Source organism: Rheinheimera sp. B2H12, assembly GCF_059620065.1.
On sequence record NZ_CM184363.1, the window covers coordinates 2565323 to 2581131 of the forward strand.

Consider the following 15809-nt stretch of genomic DNA (forward strand, 5'->3'; position numbering starts at 1 on the left):
TTTGACGTCAGTTAATTTGAGGGGGGATTACCATTGCACGACAACACCCGTCGATGCTTGATGCTGTTGGCTTGCAACGACCTATGTTGGCCACTGATTTCCACCGCCAATCCCAGCATGTAATGAAGCCAATTGACGAGCGCAGCAAGCAGCAACAGCACTTTGAGACGTTCCTTTTTATAGGTTCGATGCGCGTTGCTGCCAAGACCATATGTCTGGCTTTTCTGGTCGCGGAAGCTCTCTTCAATTTGCATTCTGGCGCTGTAACACTTAGCGATTTTTGAAGCATAATCAGTTGTTTGCGCTAAAGAACTCACCAGTAACCACGGCTCTTTGTATGACTTATGTTTATCGCGTTTTCGAAGCTTCCAGTGCGTGCCGACTAACACTGCGGTGGTTACATAACGCTGGCTGCTGGTGAGTTTAATTCTACCCAAACATTGCGGCGTCGTTCTGGCTTTTTTGTAGAGCTGGTCCACACTGATAAATATTCTGGAATCAGGCAGTTGCAATGTCTGATTGCCACGCACCCGCGCAATATAATGCCAGCCCAACTTACGAATTTGTTTCAGCCACGGCACCTTAAAACCGGCGTCGGTAACGATAATCGGTCGGCAATCTGCTGGCAGGCTTGCCTTGAGGCGCAGTAAAAATGCCTGATGCACGCGTGGGCAGTTGTACTCATCAATCGCTTTCACTTCTTGCAGTAAGGTCAAAGAGCGGCCTTCGAGTGCGAGGCTGGCTCGTAAGATAAAGTGACGCTTTTTAGTGTCAGCGTTACTCCAATCAACCAAGATAAGTGGCTGTTTAGTTTGAACTAATGCCTTCGTCAGTGCCGCATAAATCAGCGGAATGTCATCTTGTAAACCTTCGTTACTCAGCAGCCGGTCGGCTCTTTTAATACAGCTTTTTTCAGTAGCGGCACTTTGAATTCCGCGACCGATGGCAGTAACCGTACATTTGCCGTTGGTGACCAAACTTTGCAACGACGCGCAAAGTGACGCCATTCTGGTTTTATGCATGTTTTTTGGCGTGACAAATGAGAGAAAATCGGCGAGCATTCGTTGAACATTCATGGCTTGGTCCACGGTTGAGTTTTTTTGGCGAAAGATCAGATCAGGAACTGCCATGAATGTTCCCATCTCGCCTAACTATTTGTTTTACCTACTCCATTTGTGGGGATTCCTCAGATATGCTGCGGTACTTTACCTACGAGTAAACAACAATTACTGCTTATGCTGTTAATTGTATGGAAATTCAATTGATTAATTGCTTGCGGCAGCCGGATTTGAACCGACGACCTTCGCCCGGTGGTGATGAAGAGGAGCCCGAGGGCGAATTTTCACAAAGTGATGAATTAAAACGCTAAATTTGAGTCGCAAAAAAACCGACACTAAGTCGGTTTAATTGGTTGCGGGAGCCGGATTTGAACCGACGACCTTCGGGTTATGAGCCCGACGAGCTACCAGGCTGCTCCATCCCGCGTCCGTATGTCAGATGACTGACGAGCGCTTGTTAACTACAGTACCAAAATGGTTGCGGGAGCCGGATTTGAACCGACGACCTTCGGGTTATGAGCCCGACGAGCTACCAGGCTGCTCCATCCCGCGACTGTAAATTTATGCTGAGCAGTAACATAAACAAGTTAACTGCAATGTAAGCTTCTGAAGTTGTTTGCACATCATCATCAGCAATTTGGTTGCGGGAGCCGGATTTGAACCGACGACCTTCGGGTTATGAGCCCGACGAGCTACCAGGCTGCTCCATCCCGCGTCCGTCATTGCGGGGCGCATCTTATTGTTTTTAGGGAGCAAGTGCAAGCAACAATTGCACTGATTTTGCCAAATACTGTCTGTATGCTGCTTTAATCGGCAATGTGCTGTTTAAAGCAGCCAATTGCTAGGGTTAAGGCTGACTTCAGGCGAATTTTAGCTGCCAGCACTTGCTGTTGGTGCTATTGATAAGAAGTGACCTATGGTGTTGGCTGATAAATTTAGCCGTTATTGCCACTTAAATCCTCCGGCGGTTTTGGCAAAGCTTCTGCTATAATGCCGCTCAATTTGGAAAAAGGTAGCGATATATGCATGAATTCTGGGCCTTAACCTCGAAAGGGGTTGAAGAAGTGTTAGCCACTGAAATAAAACAGCATGGCGGCGAAGTAGTGAAATTAGGTTTAGGTGTGGTCCGTTTTACGGCCGACACTGACACTGCTTATAAGTTATGTCTGTGGTCAAGGCTGGCCACCCGGATCATGCGGCAGATCCATGCGGTTGCAGTGGATGCCACTACAGATGTCTATGAAGTGGCAAGCACAATCGACTGGTCGCAGTTTATGCAGCTGCAACAAAGCCTGGCGGTGGAGTGTGTGGGTAAACACCCAACTATCGATAATACCCAGTTTGGCGCCATGCGGATTAAAGATGCCATCGTCGATCAGTTCAGAACGAAAACCGGCGATCGGCCTAACGTTGATCGGCTGGAGCCTGATGTCCGTTTTCAACTGCGGATGGAAAAGAACCAGTTTTATTTTGTGCAGGATTTTTCCGGCCCCTCGCTGCATCAGCGTGGCTATCGTAAAGAACAAGGCGAAGCACCGCTGAAAGAACATCTGGCAGCGGCTTTATTAATTCGCTCTGGTTGGCAGTTTGATCAGTCCCTGCTCGATCCTTTCTGCGGTAGCGGCACTTTACTGATTGAAGCCGTGCTGATGGCACGCAATATAGCGCCTGGTCTGAAAAGACCGCAGTTTGCCTTTGAAAAAATGGCCGATTTTGACTCATCTTTATGGCAGCAATTCCGTGCCGAAGCGCTTGGCGCACGCAAAGCCTTACTGCCTGGCGTGCGTTTTATTGGTTCTGATTTGGAACCACGGTCACTGGAAAAAGCCCGCCAGAATGCTGCCCGTGCCGGTTTAACCGAGGTGATTGAGTTTCGTCAGGCAGATGCCACCCAATTAGAAGCTATTGCAGGGGTGAGTGCTGGCGTGATAGTGACCAACCCGCCTTATGGCGAGCGATTAGGTGATTTACCAGCATTAATTCCGCTTTATGCTGAGTTTTCCCTGCGGCTGAAACAACATTTTCAGGGTTGGCGCCTGGCGGTGATCACGTCTAATGCCGACTTGCTGCGCGCCTTGAAGTTATCCAAGTTTAAAAACTATAAGTTCGCCAACGGCCCGCTGGATTGTGAATTTAGTATTTTTAATCTGACCGAACAACAAGTGCAGGTCAGTAGCACGGCGGCTCCGGCGTTATTTTTTGCCGAGAGTGAGTCCTTTGCCAATAGGCTGAAAAAAAATCTGAAACAACTGGAAAAATGGGCCAAACGGGAAAACATCAGTTGTTACCGCTTATATGATGCCGATATTCCTGAATACAACGTGGCCGTTGACTGGTATGACGGGGAAGTGGTGGTGCATGAATATGCAGCGCCTGCCAATGTTGATGAAAGTATCGCACAAAAACGTTTGTTTGATATCGTCAATCAGGTACCGAAAGTCCTTGGCATCAGCCCGGATAAAATGGTGCTGAAAGTCCGTGAGAAACAAAAAGGCAAAGAACAGTATCAAGTGCTGGCGAAAGCCGGACAATACAAAGAAGTTACTGAATATGGTGCCAAATTTCTGGTGAATTTGCGTGACTACCTGGATACCGGGTTATTTTTGGATCACCGCTTAACCCGCCGCGCTATTGCCGAGCAAAGCAAAGGCAAAGCCGTGCTGAATTTATTTGCCTATACCGGCACCGCCTCTGTGCATGCAGCTTTAGGCAGCGCCAGAACCGTGACTACTGTCGATATGTCCAACACCTATCTGGATTGGGCCAAACGCAATTTTGCGCTCAATCAGTTGGAAGGCAAACAGTATCAGTTTATTCAGGACAATGTGCTGGATTGGCTCAAAGGCTGTAAAAATCAGTTTGATTTGATTTTCGTAGATCCACCGACCTTTTCCAACTCAAAACGGATGGAAGATACCTGGGATGTGCAGCGCGATCATCTGAAATTACTGGCGCTGATCACGCCTTTGGTTGCCAGTGGCGGCAAAGTGATTTTCTCCAACAATAAACGCCGCTTTAAGCTTGATTATGCTGCGTTAGAACAAGCAGGTTGGCTGATTAAAGATATTTCGGCAGCGAGTTTACCGGAAGACTTTAAACGCAATCCGCATATTCACGTTTGTTTTGAGTTAAGCCGGGTTTAACTGATGACGCGCGAATTGATATTGTATAGCACCTGGGGCTGTCATCTGTGTGAACAGGCTGAGCAGTTATTAGTCGCTCAGAACTTACCCTTTAAACTCCTGGATATTGTTGACGATGCGGATGCTTTTGCCAGGTTTCGCACTTCGATTCCGGTATTAGCGGCAGATCAGCATTATTTATATTGGCCTTTTGATGAATTGACACTGGGTGACTTCGTCCGACAGCTTAGTTTGCAAGGAAATTAGTGTGGAATTACTTCGTTTTCAAAATGCCAGTCTGGCATTTGGTACCAATCCTGTGCTGGATCAGGTTGATTTCAGTTTATTTGTCGGTGAAAGAGTTTGTTTAGTCGGTCGCAATGGTGCCGGCAAATCCACCATGCTGAAATTGCTGACCGGTCAGCAAAATTTAGATGATGGTCAGATTGTTAAACAAAACAATGTATTACTTAGCAGGCTGGAACAGGATCCGCCAGCCAGAGTCGACGTCAAAATTGCTGATTTTATCCGTGAAGGCGCCGGTGATTTAGCGCAAAAATTGCACGACTTTTACCAGTTATCGGATCAACTGGCCGAAGCCACAGATGCGCAAATGACGCATTTTGGTGATCTGCAGGCCGAATTAGATGCCCGTGATGGCTGGCAATTAGAAGCCCGTATTTTGCAGCTATGCGAACAATTTGAGATGAACCCGGAAGCAACGCTCGCTTCGTTATCTGGCGGTTGGCTGCGTAAAGCCGCACTGGCACGCGCTTTAGTGGCAAAACCAAATATTTTGCTGCTGGATGAGCCAACCAACCATTTAGATGTGGCAGCCATTCAGTGGTTGGAGCAGTTTTTAATCAGTTTTAGCGGTGCCATTATTTTTGTCTCGCACGACCGGGCATTTATCCGCAATGTTGCGACCCGGATTATCGATTTGGATCGTGGAACTTTAACTTCGCATCCGGGTAATTATGCTGAATACCTGGAACGTAAACAAAAACAACTGGAAGTCGAGCAATCGCATAATGCCTTGTTTGATAAAAAGTTAGCGGATGAAGAAGTCTGGATCCGCCAGGGTATTAAAGCCCGCCGCACCCGTAATGAAGGTCGGGTACGGGCGCTGAAAGAATTACGCAAAGAGCGGGCTGCCAGGGTCGAGCAACTGGGTAAAGTGGATTTTGCTATTGAACAGGCGGCCAAGTCGGGCAAACTGGTGTTTGAAGGTCAGGGCATTCAGTTGCAATTTGACGGCAAAACAGTGCTGGATAATCTCGATTTACTGCTGATGCGTGGCGATCGGGTGGCTTTAATTGGCCCGAATGGGGTTGGTAAATCCAGTCTGATTAAAATTCTGCTGGATGAATATCAAGCTCAGGCTGGTAGTATCAAACGCGGCACCAATCTGGAAGTTGCTTATTTTGATCAGCACCGAATGGCGCTGGATCTGGATAAAACGGTCCAGGATAATGTGGCAGATGGCCGGCAGGAAATCACCCAAAATGGTCAAAGCCGCCATGTGCTGAGTTATTTGCAGGACTTTTTATTTCCACCAGCCAGGGCCAGAACGCCGGTGCGGGCGTTATCAGGTGGCGAGAAAAATCGGCTGTTACTGGCACGGTTATTTGCCAAACCGAGTAATTTACTGATCCTCGATGAACCAACCAACGATTTAGATGTTGAAACTTTAGAGTTATTAGAAGATATTCTGGAGCAGTATCAGGGCACTGTGATCCTGGTCAGTCACGACCGGGAATTCGTCAATAATACCGTGACGAGTTCGTTATGGTTTGCTGGCGAAGGTAAAGTGATTGAAATTGCAGGCGGTTACGATGATGTATTGGCTTACCAGCAACGTTATCAGCCGAGCGCCAAAGCGAAAACTGCCGTGGCTGAACCGGCCCCGGCAGTGGTAGCAACGACGGCAGCATCCCCAGACACAGAAACTGTGGTAACAGCTTCTGCTCAGACGGGTAAAAAGTTATCATATAAAGAAAAACGTGAACTTGAACAATTACCGGCCTTAATTGAAACTCTGGATGCCGAGTTAACAGCATTACAGGTGAAAGTGAATGCCGCAGATTTTTTCCGGCAAAGTGCCGAAGACACCACAGCTATATTGAACCAATTACAGCAGACTGAGTCGAAGCTGGCGCACGCATATGAGCGATGGGAACAATTAGAAGCTATAAACCAGCAGTAGTAGGGGATTTGAATGAAATTAACGCCTATCTTAATCGCAATGTTACCGGCGCTAGCGGTCACTGCGAGTCAGGCAGCTGTCTTCCAGGTGGTTGAACTGGGTGCAGCAGAAGGATATAAGTCCAGTTTTGCTGCGGCTATCAATAACAGTAATCAGTCTGTTGGCACTAACAGCAATCAGTTTAATTTTCCGGTGGATGTTAATGCGGTTGATTATACCAATTCTTTGATTACCACCAATCTGACAGCTGCGGAAATTGAAGAGGTCAAGAAAGGCAATATCAATGCCAAAGCCTTAGGTGTATTGTTAGGTTATTTAAAGAATAACGTTGCAGGATACACAGTACAGCGTTTTGCAGACGCCTTTGCCGTCCGCTTAGACACTAAACAGCGGATATTGCTGCGTCAAACATCGACAGTTCCGACCAACTATGAATATCTGGTCGGCATTAACGAGCAAAATCAGTTGTTAGGTTATGGTACTGCCCCCTTCACCCAACAATCATTCACCCCAGCAGCGACCACAGCTGTACCGGCACCCGTGGCAGTGAAAGTGTGGGTCCCGGCTCCTGGATATCAGTTAGGTGTGGTCGTGAGCCAAGGGCAACCACATTTGTTACCGCCGTTATATACCGATTTTGGTGGTGGCTTTAGTTTACCGCGTGATATCAATAACAATGGTCAAGTCATTGGCTCAGGCAGTATTGCGGTGCCTGAAACTACCCAAACCACGGTAAAAACCTTGTGTGATGGTAAAAATGAACCGGTGCAACTTTGTTATTATCGCCAGGCGATTGCAGGCACAATGTATACGTCGTCAGCCTTGTTATGGCAATTGGATGCCAATGGCAAACCAGGCACTCCAGTTAAAGTTGGCTATTTAGGCGATAAAAATACCGGTTTACCACACAACAAAACAGATTACTCTTCGGTCAACTATTACAGCCAGCTACAGGAAATTAATGATCAGGGCGTGATTGTGGGTAGCTCAGTGTTTACTGATTCTGATGACATTCGCATAAGTCCGCTGACGTATCGTGATGAAGTCTTCACGACGATGAAAGCTGTGCATATTGTAGATAACAAGGTTGAATCTTTTATCAATCAAAGCGAGTGGGAAAGCAATAATGCCACTGGCATCAACAATAAAAACATCATTGTTGGTTCTGCCCGTAAGCTGTGGTATCAAGGCCCGGATCGCTTTTTTGTCTATGATATGGCTGCGAAGAAACTCACCTTCCCAACAGATTTGTTTAACACCGCGAATACTATTCCGGAAGCAATCAATGACAATAATATCGTTGTCGGCACCACAGAAGCTTTTACCACAGGTTCATCGACACGGCGTAATGTCGGTTTTATGTACGACATCGCGACGGATAAATTCAGCGATCTGAATACCTTATTGCCTTGTGATAGCGGTTATAGCATTGTCAATGCGATGGGCATCAATGATAAGAATGTCATTGTAGCCACTGCCGTTAAAGCTGTTGATAAGCGGGATATCAAAGGTGAAATTGTTAAAGACAGCAATGGTGTCGTGGTGAAAGAAGAAATTGCCGTGGCCGTGCAGTTGAATCCGGTCGCTGGTGGTGTAGCAGATAATTGCAGCAAACCAGAAGACACCAACTACGAGCGTAAAGGCGGTGCCGGTGGCTGGTTGGCTTTGTGCTTATTACCGTTGTTGTTATTACGCCGTAAAATGGCCAAAGCCTGAGTCAGAGCCTAGGCACTGATTCCAGGCACTGATTCCAGGCACTGATTCCAGGCACTGATAACAGTCTGCGGCTTTGTACGCAGACTGTTATCAGATTATTCAACCTTGGCGCTCACTGTTTACTTCACGTCATCTTCATCCTGACTTTAGCCATCATCTGCAACGAAAAAACTTGCTATCGCAAGCAAGCTGTCTGTTGCGGTTAAACCGTGACACCTTGTGCTCTGTGCAGATGCGAATGGGCTGATTGCGACTCGCCAGCCCGCACTTTGCCCCTCCAATCCCCTGAATGGGCTTGCAATCAACAGTGCCGATCTGAGCTTTTTAGCATTTGTATTGGGATTTATCGTTTTTAGAGCAAATTTTTATAAAAAATATTTATTTATTTTTTCATCAAAATGCAATGAAGTTCAGTTTGTTAGGCATTGTCAAGCAATATTGCTACTAAATTCAGTTGAACCTTTAGTCCAACAAGACTATCTATTTAGCACAGTCAGTTGCAAAGCTGCTGACTGTATTGCTAATAACAGTTGAGGAAGACTGCCGTATGAAAAGACAAAAACGTGATCGTTTAGAACGTGCTCATGCTCAAGGTTACCGCGCTGGTGTAACAGGCCGTTCAAAAGAAATTTGTCCATATCAGAATCTTGATGCCCGCTCACAGTGGTTAGGTGGATACCGTGAAGCGATGGAGGACCGTGGTGGCGGTTTATTTAGCAAAGGCCAGTAGGGTAAGGCCTGTTGGATTGGGCCCTGCTGGAATCATGACATTGTGTCTATGACACCATCAACACAAACCTCACTGCAGTGAGGTTTGTTGCTTAAGAAGCTTCGCTGATGCTTTTCTGAAAAAGTCGGGGTTGGACGTCACACGTTGGACGCCAAGCGTTGGATGCTAAGCGTCAAGCATTAGACGTCATACGAAGAGTCCTACCTTTAATGATACGGACATTAGAAACTGGAAGTATCCTGGAATAGACCCACTTTTAACTCTTCAGCGGCATAAATTTCGCGACCATCCACACTGACCACGCCATCGCCAATCCCCATATAGAGTTTGCGCTTGATAACACGTTTCATATCAATGGTATAGGTGACTTTTTTTGCCGTTGGCAGGATTTGTCCGGTAAATTTAACTTCACCAACTCCCAAAGCCCGACCTTTGCCTGGTCCACCGGTCCAGCCCAGGAAAAAACCGACCAATTGCCACATAGCATCGAGGCCTAAACATCCTGGCATCACCGGATCACCTTCGAAGTGACAGGCGAAGAACCATAAGTCTGGATGAATATCAAATTCTGCCACAATTTGGCCTTTGCCATATTTACCGCCTTCTTCGGAAATATGGATCACCCGGTCAATCATTAGCATATTGCCAACAGGTAACTGACTATTGCCAGGACCAAATAATTTACCTTCACCGCACGAAATTAATTCTTCTTTTGTAAAGCTATTCTGAGTCATGTATGTTTAATCCGAAAAAAATTGTGTCCACTTTAGCGAACAGCTGTAAGCTAAACAAGTCCGATTAGTCAATTCTGGCTACTAATTCAGACAATTATTGCGCAAGTTCCGGCCATTGAGATGACAAAGGTGAAGCTTTATGACGCAAGACAGTAAAAAAAGTCTGTCCAACGCAGAAAAACAACAAAGATACCGACAACGGCAAAAACAATCTGGTCGCAAAGAGTTACGCGGTTATTTGAGCCCGGAAGCGCTGTTGTGCTATCAGGAAATTCAGGATAAAACCCAGTGGAATGACAGCCTGTTATTAAGCAATGCCATCCGGCTGATGTATGCCGCGCACAAGTTGGGGCAGGTTGGACTGCTCAATGGCTGGCTGGAAGATCATCAGCGCTGAGCTCAGATCACACGGCAGGCTTAATAAACTGCCGCAGTTACCGTATAATGCCGGTATCTTCAGCGCTTCAGAGTATATTATGATTTTATTTGTCCGCGATTTAACCGTGATCGACTTTTCGTATTTATGCCAACAGCGCGGTTTGCTGGGGGAAAGTTATATTGTTGATGTCGAATTAGAAGGTGAGTTGGACGCGACATCGATGGTATTTGATTTTGGTCATGTCAAAAAAGTGATTAAAAAGGCCATCGATCAACTGGTTGACCATAAACTGGCTTATCCGCAGGCAGCAGATTGTTATCAATTGCAGCAGCAAGCTGAGATTGAAGTGCTGAAGTTTCAATCGGCCAGAGGCTTGATCCAGGTGGCTTCGCCCACTGAAGCCCATGTTGCGATCCCGTGCCAACAGATCAACGAGCAAAGTGTTGCCGAGTTTTTGCAGCAACAGATTTTTTCCTTGTTGCCCGACAATGTGCAGGCGGTCCGTTTTGTGTTAAGGGCAGAAAAAAGCCAGAATTTCTATTACCACTACAGCCATGGCCTGAAAAAGCATGATGGTAACTGCCAGCGGATTGCCCATGGTCATCGTTCGACCATTGAGATTTATCAAAACGGCATGTTATCGCCAAGATTGAATAAATACTGGACCGAACGCTGGCAGGATATTTATCTGGGCACAGTGGAAGATCAAATCACAGCTGAGCAATTGCGTTATCTGCAAACAACAGCCGACGATTTATGTTTTAGCTACCAGGCGGCGCAAGGTTATTTTGAAATTGTGTTACCAGCAGCGCATTGTGAGCTGGTTGATTGTGACAGTACAGTGGAATGCCTGGCTGATTACATTGCCCGGCAGTTGCAACAATTGGAAGCCGCCAGCTACAAAGTTGTGGCTTATGAAGGTGTCGGCAAAGGCGCGGTGGCATATAACCCCGCGCGATGAGACTGTGACTATACCGCGTGCCAGGCCGTGATGCCCAGCACGCGGCTTTGTTAACCTTGGTTCAAAGGCGGAGCGGACGGCTGTAACCAACTTTGCGCTAAGGTTTCATCAGCTATCGCTAACTGCGCTATCTGTAATGGCGCGCTGCGCAGTTCCAGCTCAGCAGATAACAACCTTTGTTGCCTGAACCAATGCAAGCTCAGCTTCTCACCCACTGAATGGCGGCTGAGCATTTCAGCTAAAGTCGCTTCCGTTGCTTTCAAACCGGCAATGGCAATCAACACATCACCTGCCATTAAACCCGCCAGATAAGCGCTACTGCCTTGCACCACAGCACTGATTTGTAAACCTTCGGCCTGGCTCTGATAAAAAGCACCAAAATCTTTTTGATGCGCAAAAGTAGCTGCTTGACCGCCGAGATCTTTGCCGGACTGCGCCGCCCGATACTGCAGGCTGATGCCTAGACTTTGTAGTGCGACTGGTAATGGCAGTGCCATCGGTTGTTCCACCCATTGCCGGCAACGCTCAGTCAGGCAGCTATCCTGGCAGTAATGATTTAGCTGATGGAAAAACTCTTGCTCGTCACTGCCAGTACCATTGGCACCAAATTGCTGCCAGCATTGCAGCATAAAGCCATCCAGGCTCAGACCGCGCTGGCGTAATTCTGCATCCAGACACAAGGCCAGCAGGCTGCCTTTGGCGTAATAGCTGACCACAGTATTGATTGCATTTTCATCTTGTTGATAAAACTTGGTCCAGGCGGTAAAGCTGCTGTCAGCCAGACTTTGCGTCAGATTGCTCGGAGCCCGCTGCACCCGGCTGATGGTTTTGGCTAAGGTGGTTAAATATTGTTCGGCATTTATTACACCTGAGCGGAGTAAGGCTAAATCATCGTAGTAGGAGGTAAAACCTTCATACCACCATAATTGGCTGGTGTACTGTTCGGCTGCCAACTGATACTGTAAGAAACTGCTGGGTTTGGCTCGTTTTACCCACCAGGTGTGGAAATATTCATGACTACAGAGGGCGAGATAGTTCTGATATTCCTCAGTAAGTTGGCTAGGTTGTGCCGGATTGGGTAAATCAAATCTATTGCACATTAACAAGGTCGAATTTTGATGCTCCAGCCCGCCATAGCCCTGATCGACCACCCAGGTTAAAAACCAATATTCGGCCAAATCGGCCGGTAAACCGGCAAAAAGCTTGGCTTGTTGCTGACAAATGGGTAATAAATCGCGTCCGATACGCGCGATATCTGCTTGCACAGCACCGGCAAATACCAAGTGATGGTTGACCCCCGCCAGTTCAAAGCTGGTGGTTTGCAAGGCTCCCAACAGCAAGGGGCTATCAATCAACCGGGCATAGTCAGTCGCCAAATACTCGCCAAAACTAAAGCGGTCGGTGCCTGCGGCTCTGGTTAAGCCGGTGGCCAGTTGCCACTGCGCTTTACCTGACACCGGCAGGATCTGCACAACATGGGGTTGTTGTTGTTGGCCTTCGACAGCCAGACAACAAGCGGCCGGATTAATCACAATGACTTCATCGTTGATATAGCAGGCACGCACTGACAAATCAAAAGCATACACTTGATAACTCACCCGCACTGGCAGGCCACGATGCGACAACTGCCAACTATGCTTATCCAGCGCGGTCACAGCCAGTTCGCCGTTGGCGTCAGATGCTCGGAGCTGCTGCAGATGTCTGGCAAAATTGCGGATAAAATAACTGCCCGGGATCCAGGCGGCTAATGATAAGGTCACAGGACTGGCATCCACCGGGGTGAAAAAAATCTCGACCTGCAGCAAGTGCGCTGTGATATCACTGACTGAAAGCTGGTAACGTACCTGATCCATCCTTTATACTCGTTCGCAGAAAAAAAGCTGAGTATAACCATAAAGCATTGCACAGGAAGACAAAATCATGGCCGAAGAAACAATTTTCAGTAAAATTATCCGCCAGGAAATCCCCAGCACGTTGTTATATCAGGATGAACTGGTGACCGCGTTTCGGGATATTCACCCGCGCGCACCGGTACATATCCTGATTGTGCCTAATGTACTGATCCCGACAGTGAACGATGTTGCTGTTGAGCATGAAGCCGCACTCGGCCGCATGTTTACCGTTGCGGCCAAACTGGCCAAGGATGCCGGCATCGCCACTGACGGTTATCGTTTGATTGTGAACTGCAACCAGCATGGTGGCCAGGAAGTATATCATCTGCATATGCATCTGGTTGGTGGTCATGCGCTGGGTGCGATGCTGATGCGTTAAAACTGGTTGCGCGCTGTCCGCTGCGGCGTGTTTTTACTACGGCGTTGCTGGCTGTTTGGTACAGCCGGCCTTGGCTTTTACTGGCTTTGCCACTAAAATCCGCATTTTTCAGTGTTACCGAGGTTACCTATGTCAAATGATGCTTTACTTGCTATCCGGACTGAATATGCCGTGACGCGGGTCACCAAAACTGTATTCCCGGGCCGGACTAATCACCACAATACGTTATTTGGGGGAGAGGCGCTGGCCTGGATGGACGAGGCCGCTTTTATCGCCGCCACCCGATTTTGCCGTAAACCACTGGTGACCGTATCCTCAGATCGGGTTGATTTTAAAGAGTCCATTCCGGCTGGCACTATCATTGAACTGGTGGCGCGGATTGAACATGTGGGCCGTACCAGTATTAAAGTGAAGGTCGATATTTTTGTTGAGAATATGTATAGCGACGATCAACATAAAGCCATTTCAGGCACTTTCACTTTTGTCGCACTTGGACCTGATCGTAAGCCTACGCCGGTACTGGGTTAAAGCATCGTCGCCGCAAGCAAAGATTGCGGCATCCTTCCTGCTATGACTCATTCGAGATTGACCTCAACGCTGATTGCAGCGCGCTGCTTGCGACTAACGGAGATCTGACTGAGTTTAACACCCGAAGTCAGTTCAGCTTCTTTGGTATAATTCAGCACTCTGTATTGTGTTAGCTTGGTCTGACTGAGAATTATCTTTGCAAAAATTTCTTGAAGATCGCCACCGCCAGTTTTGGTTATTACATACCTTAGGCTGGATGGGATTTGCTGTGGTCGGTTACCTGGGCTCTTTATTTCAGGAGATGCGCCAGGCTTATCTCATTGTGGTGGCGCTGGATGCCTATGCCGGTTGGTTATTATCCATCCCATTACGATACGCCTTTCAGCGGATGTGGTTCTGGGCGCCCTGGCAAATGATTCTGTCTATTCTGTCACTGGCTTTTGTCATTGCCAGTGGCTGGACTGTGGTGAAAAACTTTAACTACTGGGAGATTTACCGGCATGGTTACCGGCCTGACGACTGGATCCAGTATTTCAATCAAACCTCGGTCGGCTTTTATGTCATTCTGAGCTGGAGCGGGCTTTATTTCGGCATCCGTTATTATCAGACGCTACAGCTGGAAAAACAAAAATCGCTCACCGCCTCCAATAAAGCGCATGAAGCCCAATTGAAAATGTTGCGTTATCAGCTCAACCCACATTTTTTGTTTAATACGCTTAATGCGATTTCAACCCTGGTGCTGATTAACGAAGCAGATACCGCCAATAAGATGCTTAGCCGGCTGAGCGATTTCTTGCGCTATTCCTTGTACAAAGATCCAATTAATAAAGTGCCATTGCAGCAGGAAATTTATGCGGCGAACTTGTATCTGGAAATTGAAAAAGTCAGATTCTCCGAGCGATTGACCATTGATATTGATATTGCAGAAAATACCAGCCAGGCGCTGGTCCCCAGCCTTATTTTGCAACCCTTAGTAGAAAATGCCATCAAATATGCAGTCGCCAGTCAGACCTGCGGCGGTACTATCAATATCAAGGCCAGCAAGTTCGGCCATGACTTACTGATTGAAGTGGCCGACAATGGCCCAGGCATGCCGATTGACGATGGTTTACCCAAAGACAGTGGCGGTGTTGGTCTGGTCAATACCCGAGAACGACTGGCAGCGTTATATGATAAAGATTTTTCCCTGGTGTTGACGCACAATCAGCCAAAAGGGGTAAAAGTAAATATCCGGATCCCGTTTGAGGTGGAAGTTAGCGATGAAGAACATGCTTAAAGTAGTAGTTGTTGATGATGAACCGTTAGCACGCAAAGGGATGTTAATGCGGCTGGCAGCTTTCCCGGAATTGCAGATTGTTGCACAGTGCAGCAATGGGGCGGAAGCTATTGAAGCTATTTGTGACCTGCAACCTGATGTGGTGTTTCTTGATGTAGAAATGCCGGTACTGGACGGTTTTGCGGTATTAAAGCAACTGCAACAAAAGCAGATCAGCTTACCTTACATCATTTTTGTCACTGCATTTGATCAATATGCGCTGAATGCCTTTGATGTCAATGCCGTAGACTATGTGTTAAAGCCGGTTGAAAACGAAAGATTAAAAGCCGCGGTGGAAAAGCTGTTAAAAGTATCGCTGGCACGCGACGACCATAAACACAAAGGTCAACTGGCACAGGCGGTGGCTAAACTGACCGGCGAAAATGCTGATCACATTTTGCAGCGGCTGGATCAGGAAGAACCAGTGATGAATGATCGTTATCCGGAAGCCATTAGTATCAAAGACAGTGGTGAAATTACCAGAGTTCCTGTAGCCAATATCGACTGGGTTGATGCGGCCGGCGATTATATGTGTATCCATACCAAAGATGGTCAAACCCACATTTTGCGCCGTACCATGAAAGAACTGGAGCAGGAACTGGATCCGCGGCAATTTGTGCGGGTACACCGTTCGGCGATCGTGAACGTCAATACCATCGCTAAATTGCAAATGCTAGCCAATGGAGAACATCAGTTAATGCTGACCAATGGTCAGGCAGTGAAAGTCAGCCGTAGTTACAAAGACCGGGTCAAAACGGTATTTAGTTCGTAACAGTCATCTTTCCTGCT

General features: G+C 47.3%; 13 protein-coding genes, 3 tRNA genes and 1 pseudogene. 11 read left to right on the forward strand and 6 right to left on the reverse strand.

All coding sequences use genetic code 11. The features are described 5' to 3' along the window. Nucleotides 1-32: 32 nt before the first annotated feature. The 4 genes and pseudogenes from AC53GJ_RS10990 to AC53GJ_RS11005 all read right to left on the reverse strand — a co-directional run. Nucleotides 33-1076: pseudogene (locus AC53GJ_RS10990) on the reverse strand (IS4 family transposase); the annotation flags it as partial. Between the two features lie 332 nt (nt 1077-1408). Beyond that, nucleotides 1409-1485 (reverse strand) — tRNA-Met (locus AC53GJ_RS10995). A gap of 48 nt (nt 1486-1533) precedes the next feature. Continuing rightward, a tRNA-Met gene (locus AC53GJ_RS11000) sits at nt 1534-1610 on the reverse strand. A gap of 86 nt (nt 1611-1696) precedes the next feature. Further along, nucleotides 1697-1773: transfer RNA gene (locus AC53GJ_RS11005), tRNA-Met, on the reverse strand. A 307-nt stretch (nt 1774-2080) separates the two neighbouring features. Here AC53GJ_RS11005 and rlmKL point away from each other — a divergent pair. From rlmKL to rmf, 5 genes are all read left to right on the forward strand, one after another. Then, nucleotides 2081-4201 (forward strand): bifunctional 23S rRNA (guanine(2069)-N(7))-methyltransferase RlmK/23S rRNA (guanine(2445)-N(2))-methyltransferase RlmL, encoded by a 2121-nt coding sequence (gene rlmKL / locus AC53GJ_RS11010; protein ID WP_496732721.1) that lies wholly within the window; start codon nt 2081-2083, stop codon nt 4199-4201. 3 nt (nt 4202-4204) lie between these two features. Further along, nucleotides 4205-4447: a glutaredoxin family protein gene (locus tag AC53GJ_RS11015; RefSeq protein WP_496732722.1), complete on the forward strand. Its 243-nt coding sequence runs from the start codon at nt 4205-4207 to the stop codon at nt 4445-4447. Nucleotide 4448: 1 nt separating this feature from the next. Beyond that, nucleotides 4449-6386 (forward strand): ATP-binding cassette ATPase Uup, encoded by a 1938-nt coding sequence (gene uup / locus AC53GJ_RS11020; protein ID WP_496732723.1) that lies wholly within the window; start codon nt 4449-4451, stop codon nt 6384-6386. Between the two features lie 12 nt (nt 6387-6398). Then, entirely contained in the window at nt 6399-8102 is a 1704-nt protein-coding gene (locus tag AC53GJ_RS11025; RefSeq protein ID WP_496732724.1) for a DUF3466 family protein, read from the forward strand. A gap of 547 nt (nt 8103-8649) precedes the next feature. Further along, nucleotides 8650-8832 (forward strand): ribosome modulation factor, encoded by a 183-nt coding sequence (rmf, locus tag AC53GJ_RS11030; protein WP_068065521.1) that lies wholly within the window; start codon nt 8650-8652, stop codon nt 8830-8832. Between the two features lie 221 nt (nt 8833-9053). Here rmf and fabA read toward each other — a convergent pair whose 3' ends face one another. Continuing rightward, nucleotides 9054-9566, reverse strand: a complete 513-nt coding sequence (gene fabA, locus AC53GJ_RS11035; RefSeq protein WP_496732725.1) for a 3-hydroxyacyl-[acyl-carrier-protein] dehydratase FabA — start codon at nt 9564-9566, stop codon at nt 9054-9056. A gap of 139 nt (nt 9567-9705) precedes the next feature. On the opposite strand from fabA, the gene AC53GJ_RS11040 reads away from it, so the two are divergent. After that, nucleotides 9706-9963, forward strand: a complete 258-nt coding sequence (locus AC53GJ_RS11040; protein WP_496732726.1) for a hypothetical protein — start codon at nt 9706-9708, stop codon at nt 9961-9963. A gap of 79 nt (nt 9964-10042) precedes the next feature. After that, complete coding sequence (locus tag AC53GJ_RS11045) at nt 10043-10906, forward strand: 6-pyruvoyl trahydropterin synthase family protein (RefSeq protein WP_496732727.1); 864 nt, start codon at nt 10043-10045, stop codon at nt 10904-10906. A gap of 50 nt (nt 10907-10956) precedes the next feature. On the opposite strand, the gene AC53GJ_RS11050 is transcribed toward AC53GJ_RS11045, so the two are convergent. After that, complete coding sequence (locus AC53GJ_RS11050) at nt 10957-12759, reverse strand: M61 family metallopeptidase (RefSeq protein ID WP_496732728.1); 1803 nt, start codon at nt 12757-12759, stop codon at nt 10957-10959. Nucleotides 12760-12826: 67 nt separating this feature from the next. Here AC53GJ_RS11050 and hinT point away from each other — a divergent pair, with 67 nt between their 5' ends. The 4 genes from hinT to AC53GJ_RS11070 all read left to right on the forward strand — a co-directional run bounded on the left by hinT (nt 12827) and on the right by AC53GJ_RS11070 (nt 15792). Beyond that, the gene (gene hinT / locus AC53GJ_RS11055; RefSeq protein WP_496732729.1) at nt 12827-13177 is read left to right on the forward strand and encodes a purine nucleoside phosphoramidase; all 351 of its coding nucleotides are present in this window, start codon (nt 12827-12829) and stop codon (nt 13175-13177) included. A gap of 129 nt (nt 13178-13306) precedes the next feature. Further along, nucleotides 13307-13705: an acyl-CoA thioesterase gene (locus tag AC53GJ_RS11060; RefSeq protein ID WP_496732730.1), complete on the forward strand. Its 399-nt coding sequence runs from the start codon at nt 13307-13309 to the stop codon at nt 13703-13705. 196 nt (nt 13706-13901) lie between these two features. Further along, nucleotides 13902-14981, forward strand: a complete 1080-nt coding sequence (locus AC53GJ_RS11065) for a sensor histidine kinase (protein ID WP_496732731.1) — start codon at nt 13902-13904, stop codon at nt 14979-14981. Then, nucleotides 14965-15792: a LytR/AlgR family response regulator transcription factor gene (locus tag AC53GJ_RS11070; RefSeq protein ID WP_496732732.1), complete on the forward strand. Its 828-nt coding sequence runs from the start codon at nt 14965-14967 to the stop codon at nt 15790-15792. Before AC53GJ_RS11065 ends, AC53GJ_RS11070 begins: the two co-directional genes overlap by 17 nt. The last annotated feature ends 17 nt before the right edge of the window (nt 15793-15809 follow it).

What these genes read in the sequence shown, in the direction of transcription:
- rlmKL (WP_496732721.1), top strand. Translation starts at nt 2,081, where the DNA reads ATGCATGAATTCTGGGCCTTAACCTCGAAAGGGGTTGAAGAAGTGTTA.
- AC53GJ_RS11015 (WP_496732722.1), top strand. Translation starts at nt 4,205, where the DNA reads ATGACGCGCGAATTGATATTGTATAGCACCTGGGGCTGTCATCTGTGT.
- AC53GJ_RS11025 (WP_496732724.1), top strand. Translation starts at nt 6,399, where the DNA reads ATGAAATTAACGCCTATCTTAATCGCAATGTTACCGGCGCTAGCGGTC.
- rmf (WP_068065521.1), top strand. Translation starts at nt 8,650, where the DNA reads ATGAAAAGACAAAAACGTGATCGTTTAGAACGTGCTCATGCTCAAGGT.
- fabA (WP_496732725.1), bottom strand. Translation starts at nt 9,566, where the DNA reads ATGACTCAGAATAGCTTTACAAAAGAAGAATTAATTTCGTGCGGTGAA.
- AC53GJ_RS11040 (WP_496732726.1), top strand. Translation starts at nt 9,706, where the DNA reads ATGACGCAAGACAGTAAAAAAAGTCTGTCCAACGCAGAAAAACAACAA.
- AC53GJ_RS11045 (WP_496732727.1), top strand. Translation starts at nt 10,043, where the DNA reads ATGATTTTATTTGTCCGCGATTTAACCGTGATCGACTTTTCGTATTTA.
- AC53GJ_RS11050 (WP_496732728.1), bottom strand. Translation starts at nt 12,759, where the DNA reads ATGGATCAGGTACGTTACCAGCTTTCAGTCAGTGATATCACAGCGCAC.
- hinT (WP_496732729.1), top strand. Translation starts at nt 12,827, where the DNA reads ATGGCCGAAGAAACAATTTTCAGTAAAATTATCCGCCAGGAAATCCCC.
- AC53GJ_RS11060 (WP_496732730.1), top strand. Translation starts at nt 13,307, where the DNA reads ATGTCAAATGATGCTTTACTTGCTATCCGGACTGAATATGCCGTGACG.
- AC53GJ_RS11070 (WP_496732732.1), top strand. Translation starts at nt 14,965, where the DNA reads ATGAAGAACATGCTTAAAGTAGTAGTTGTTGATGATGAACCGTTAGCA.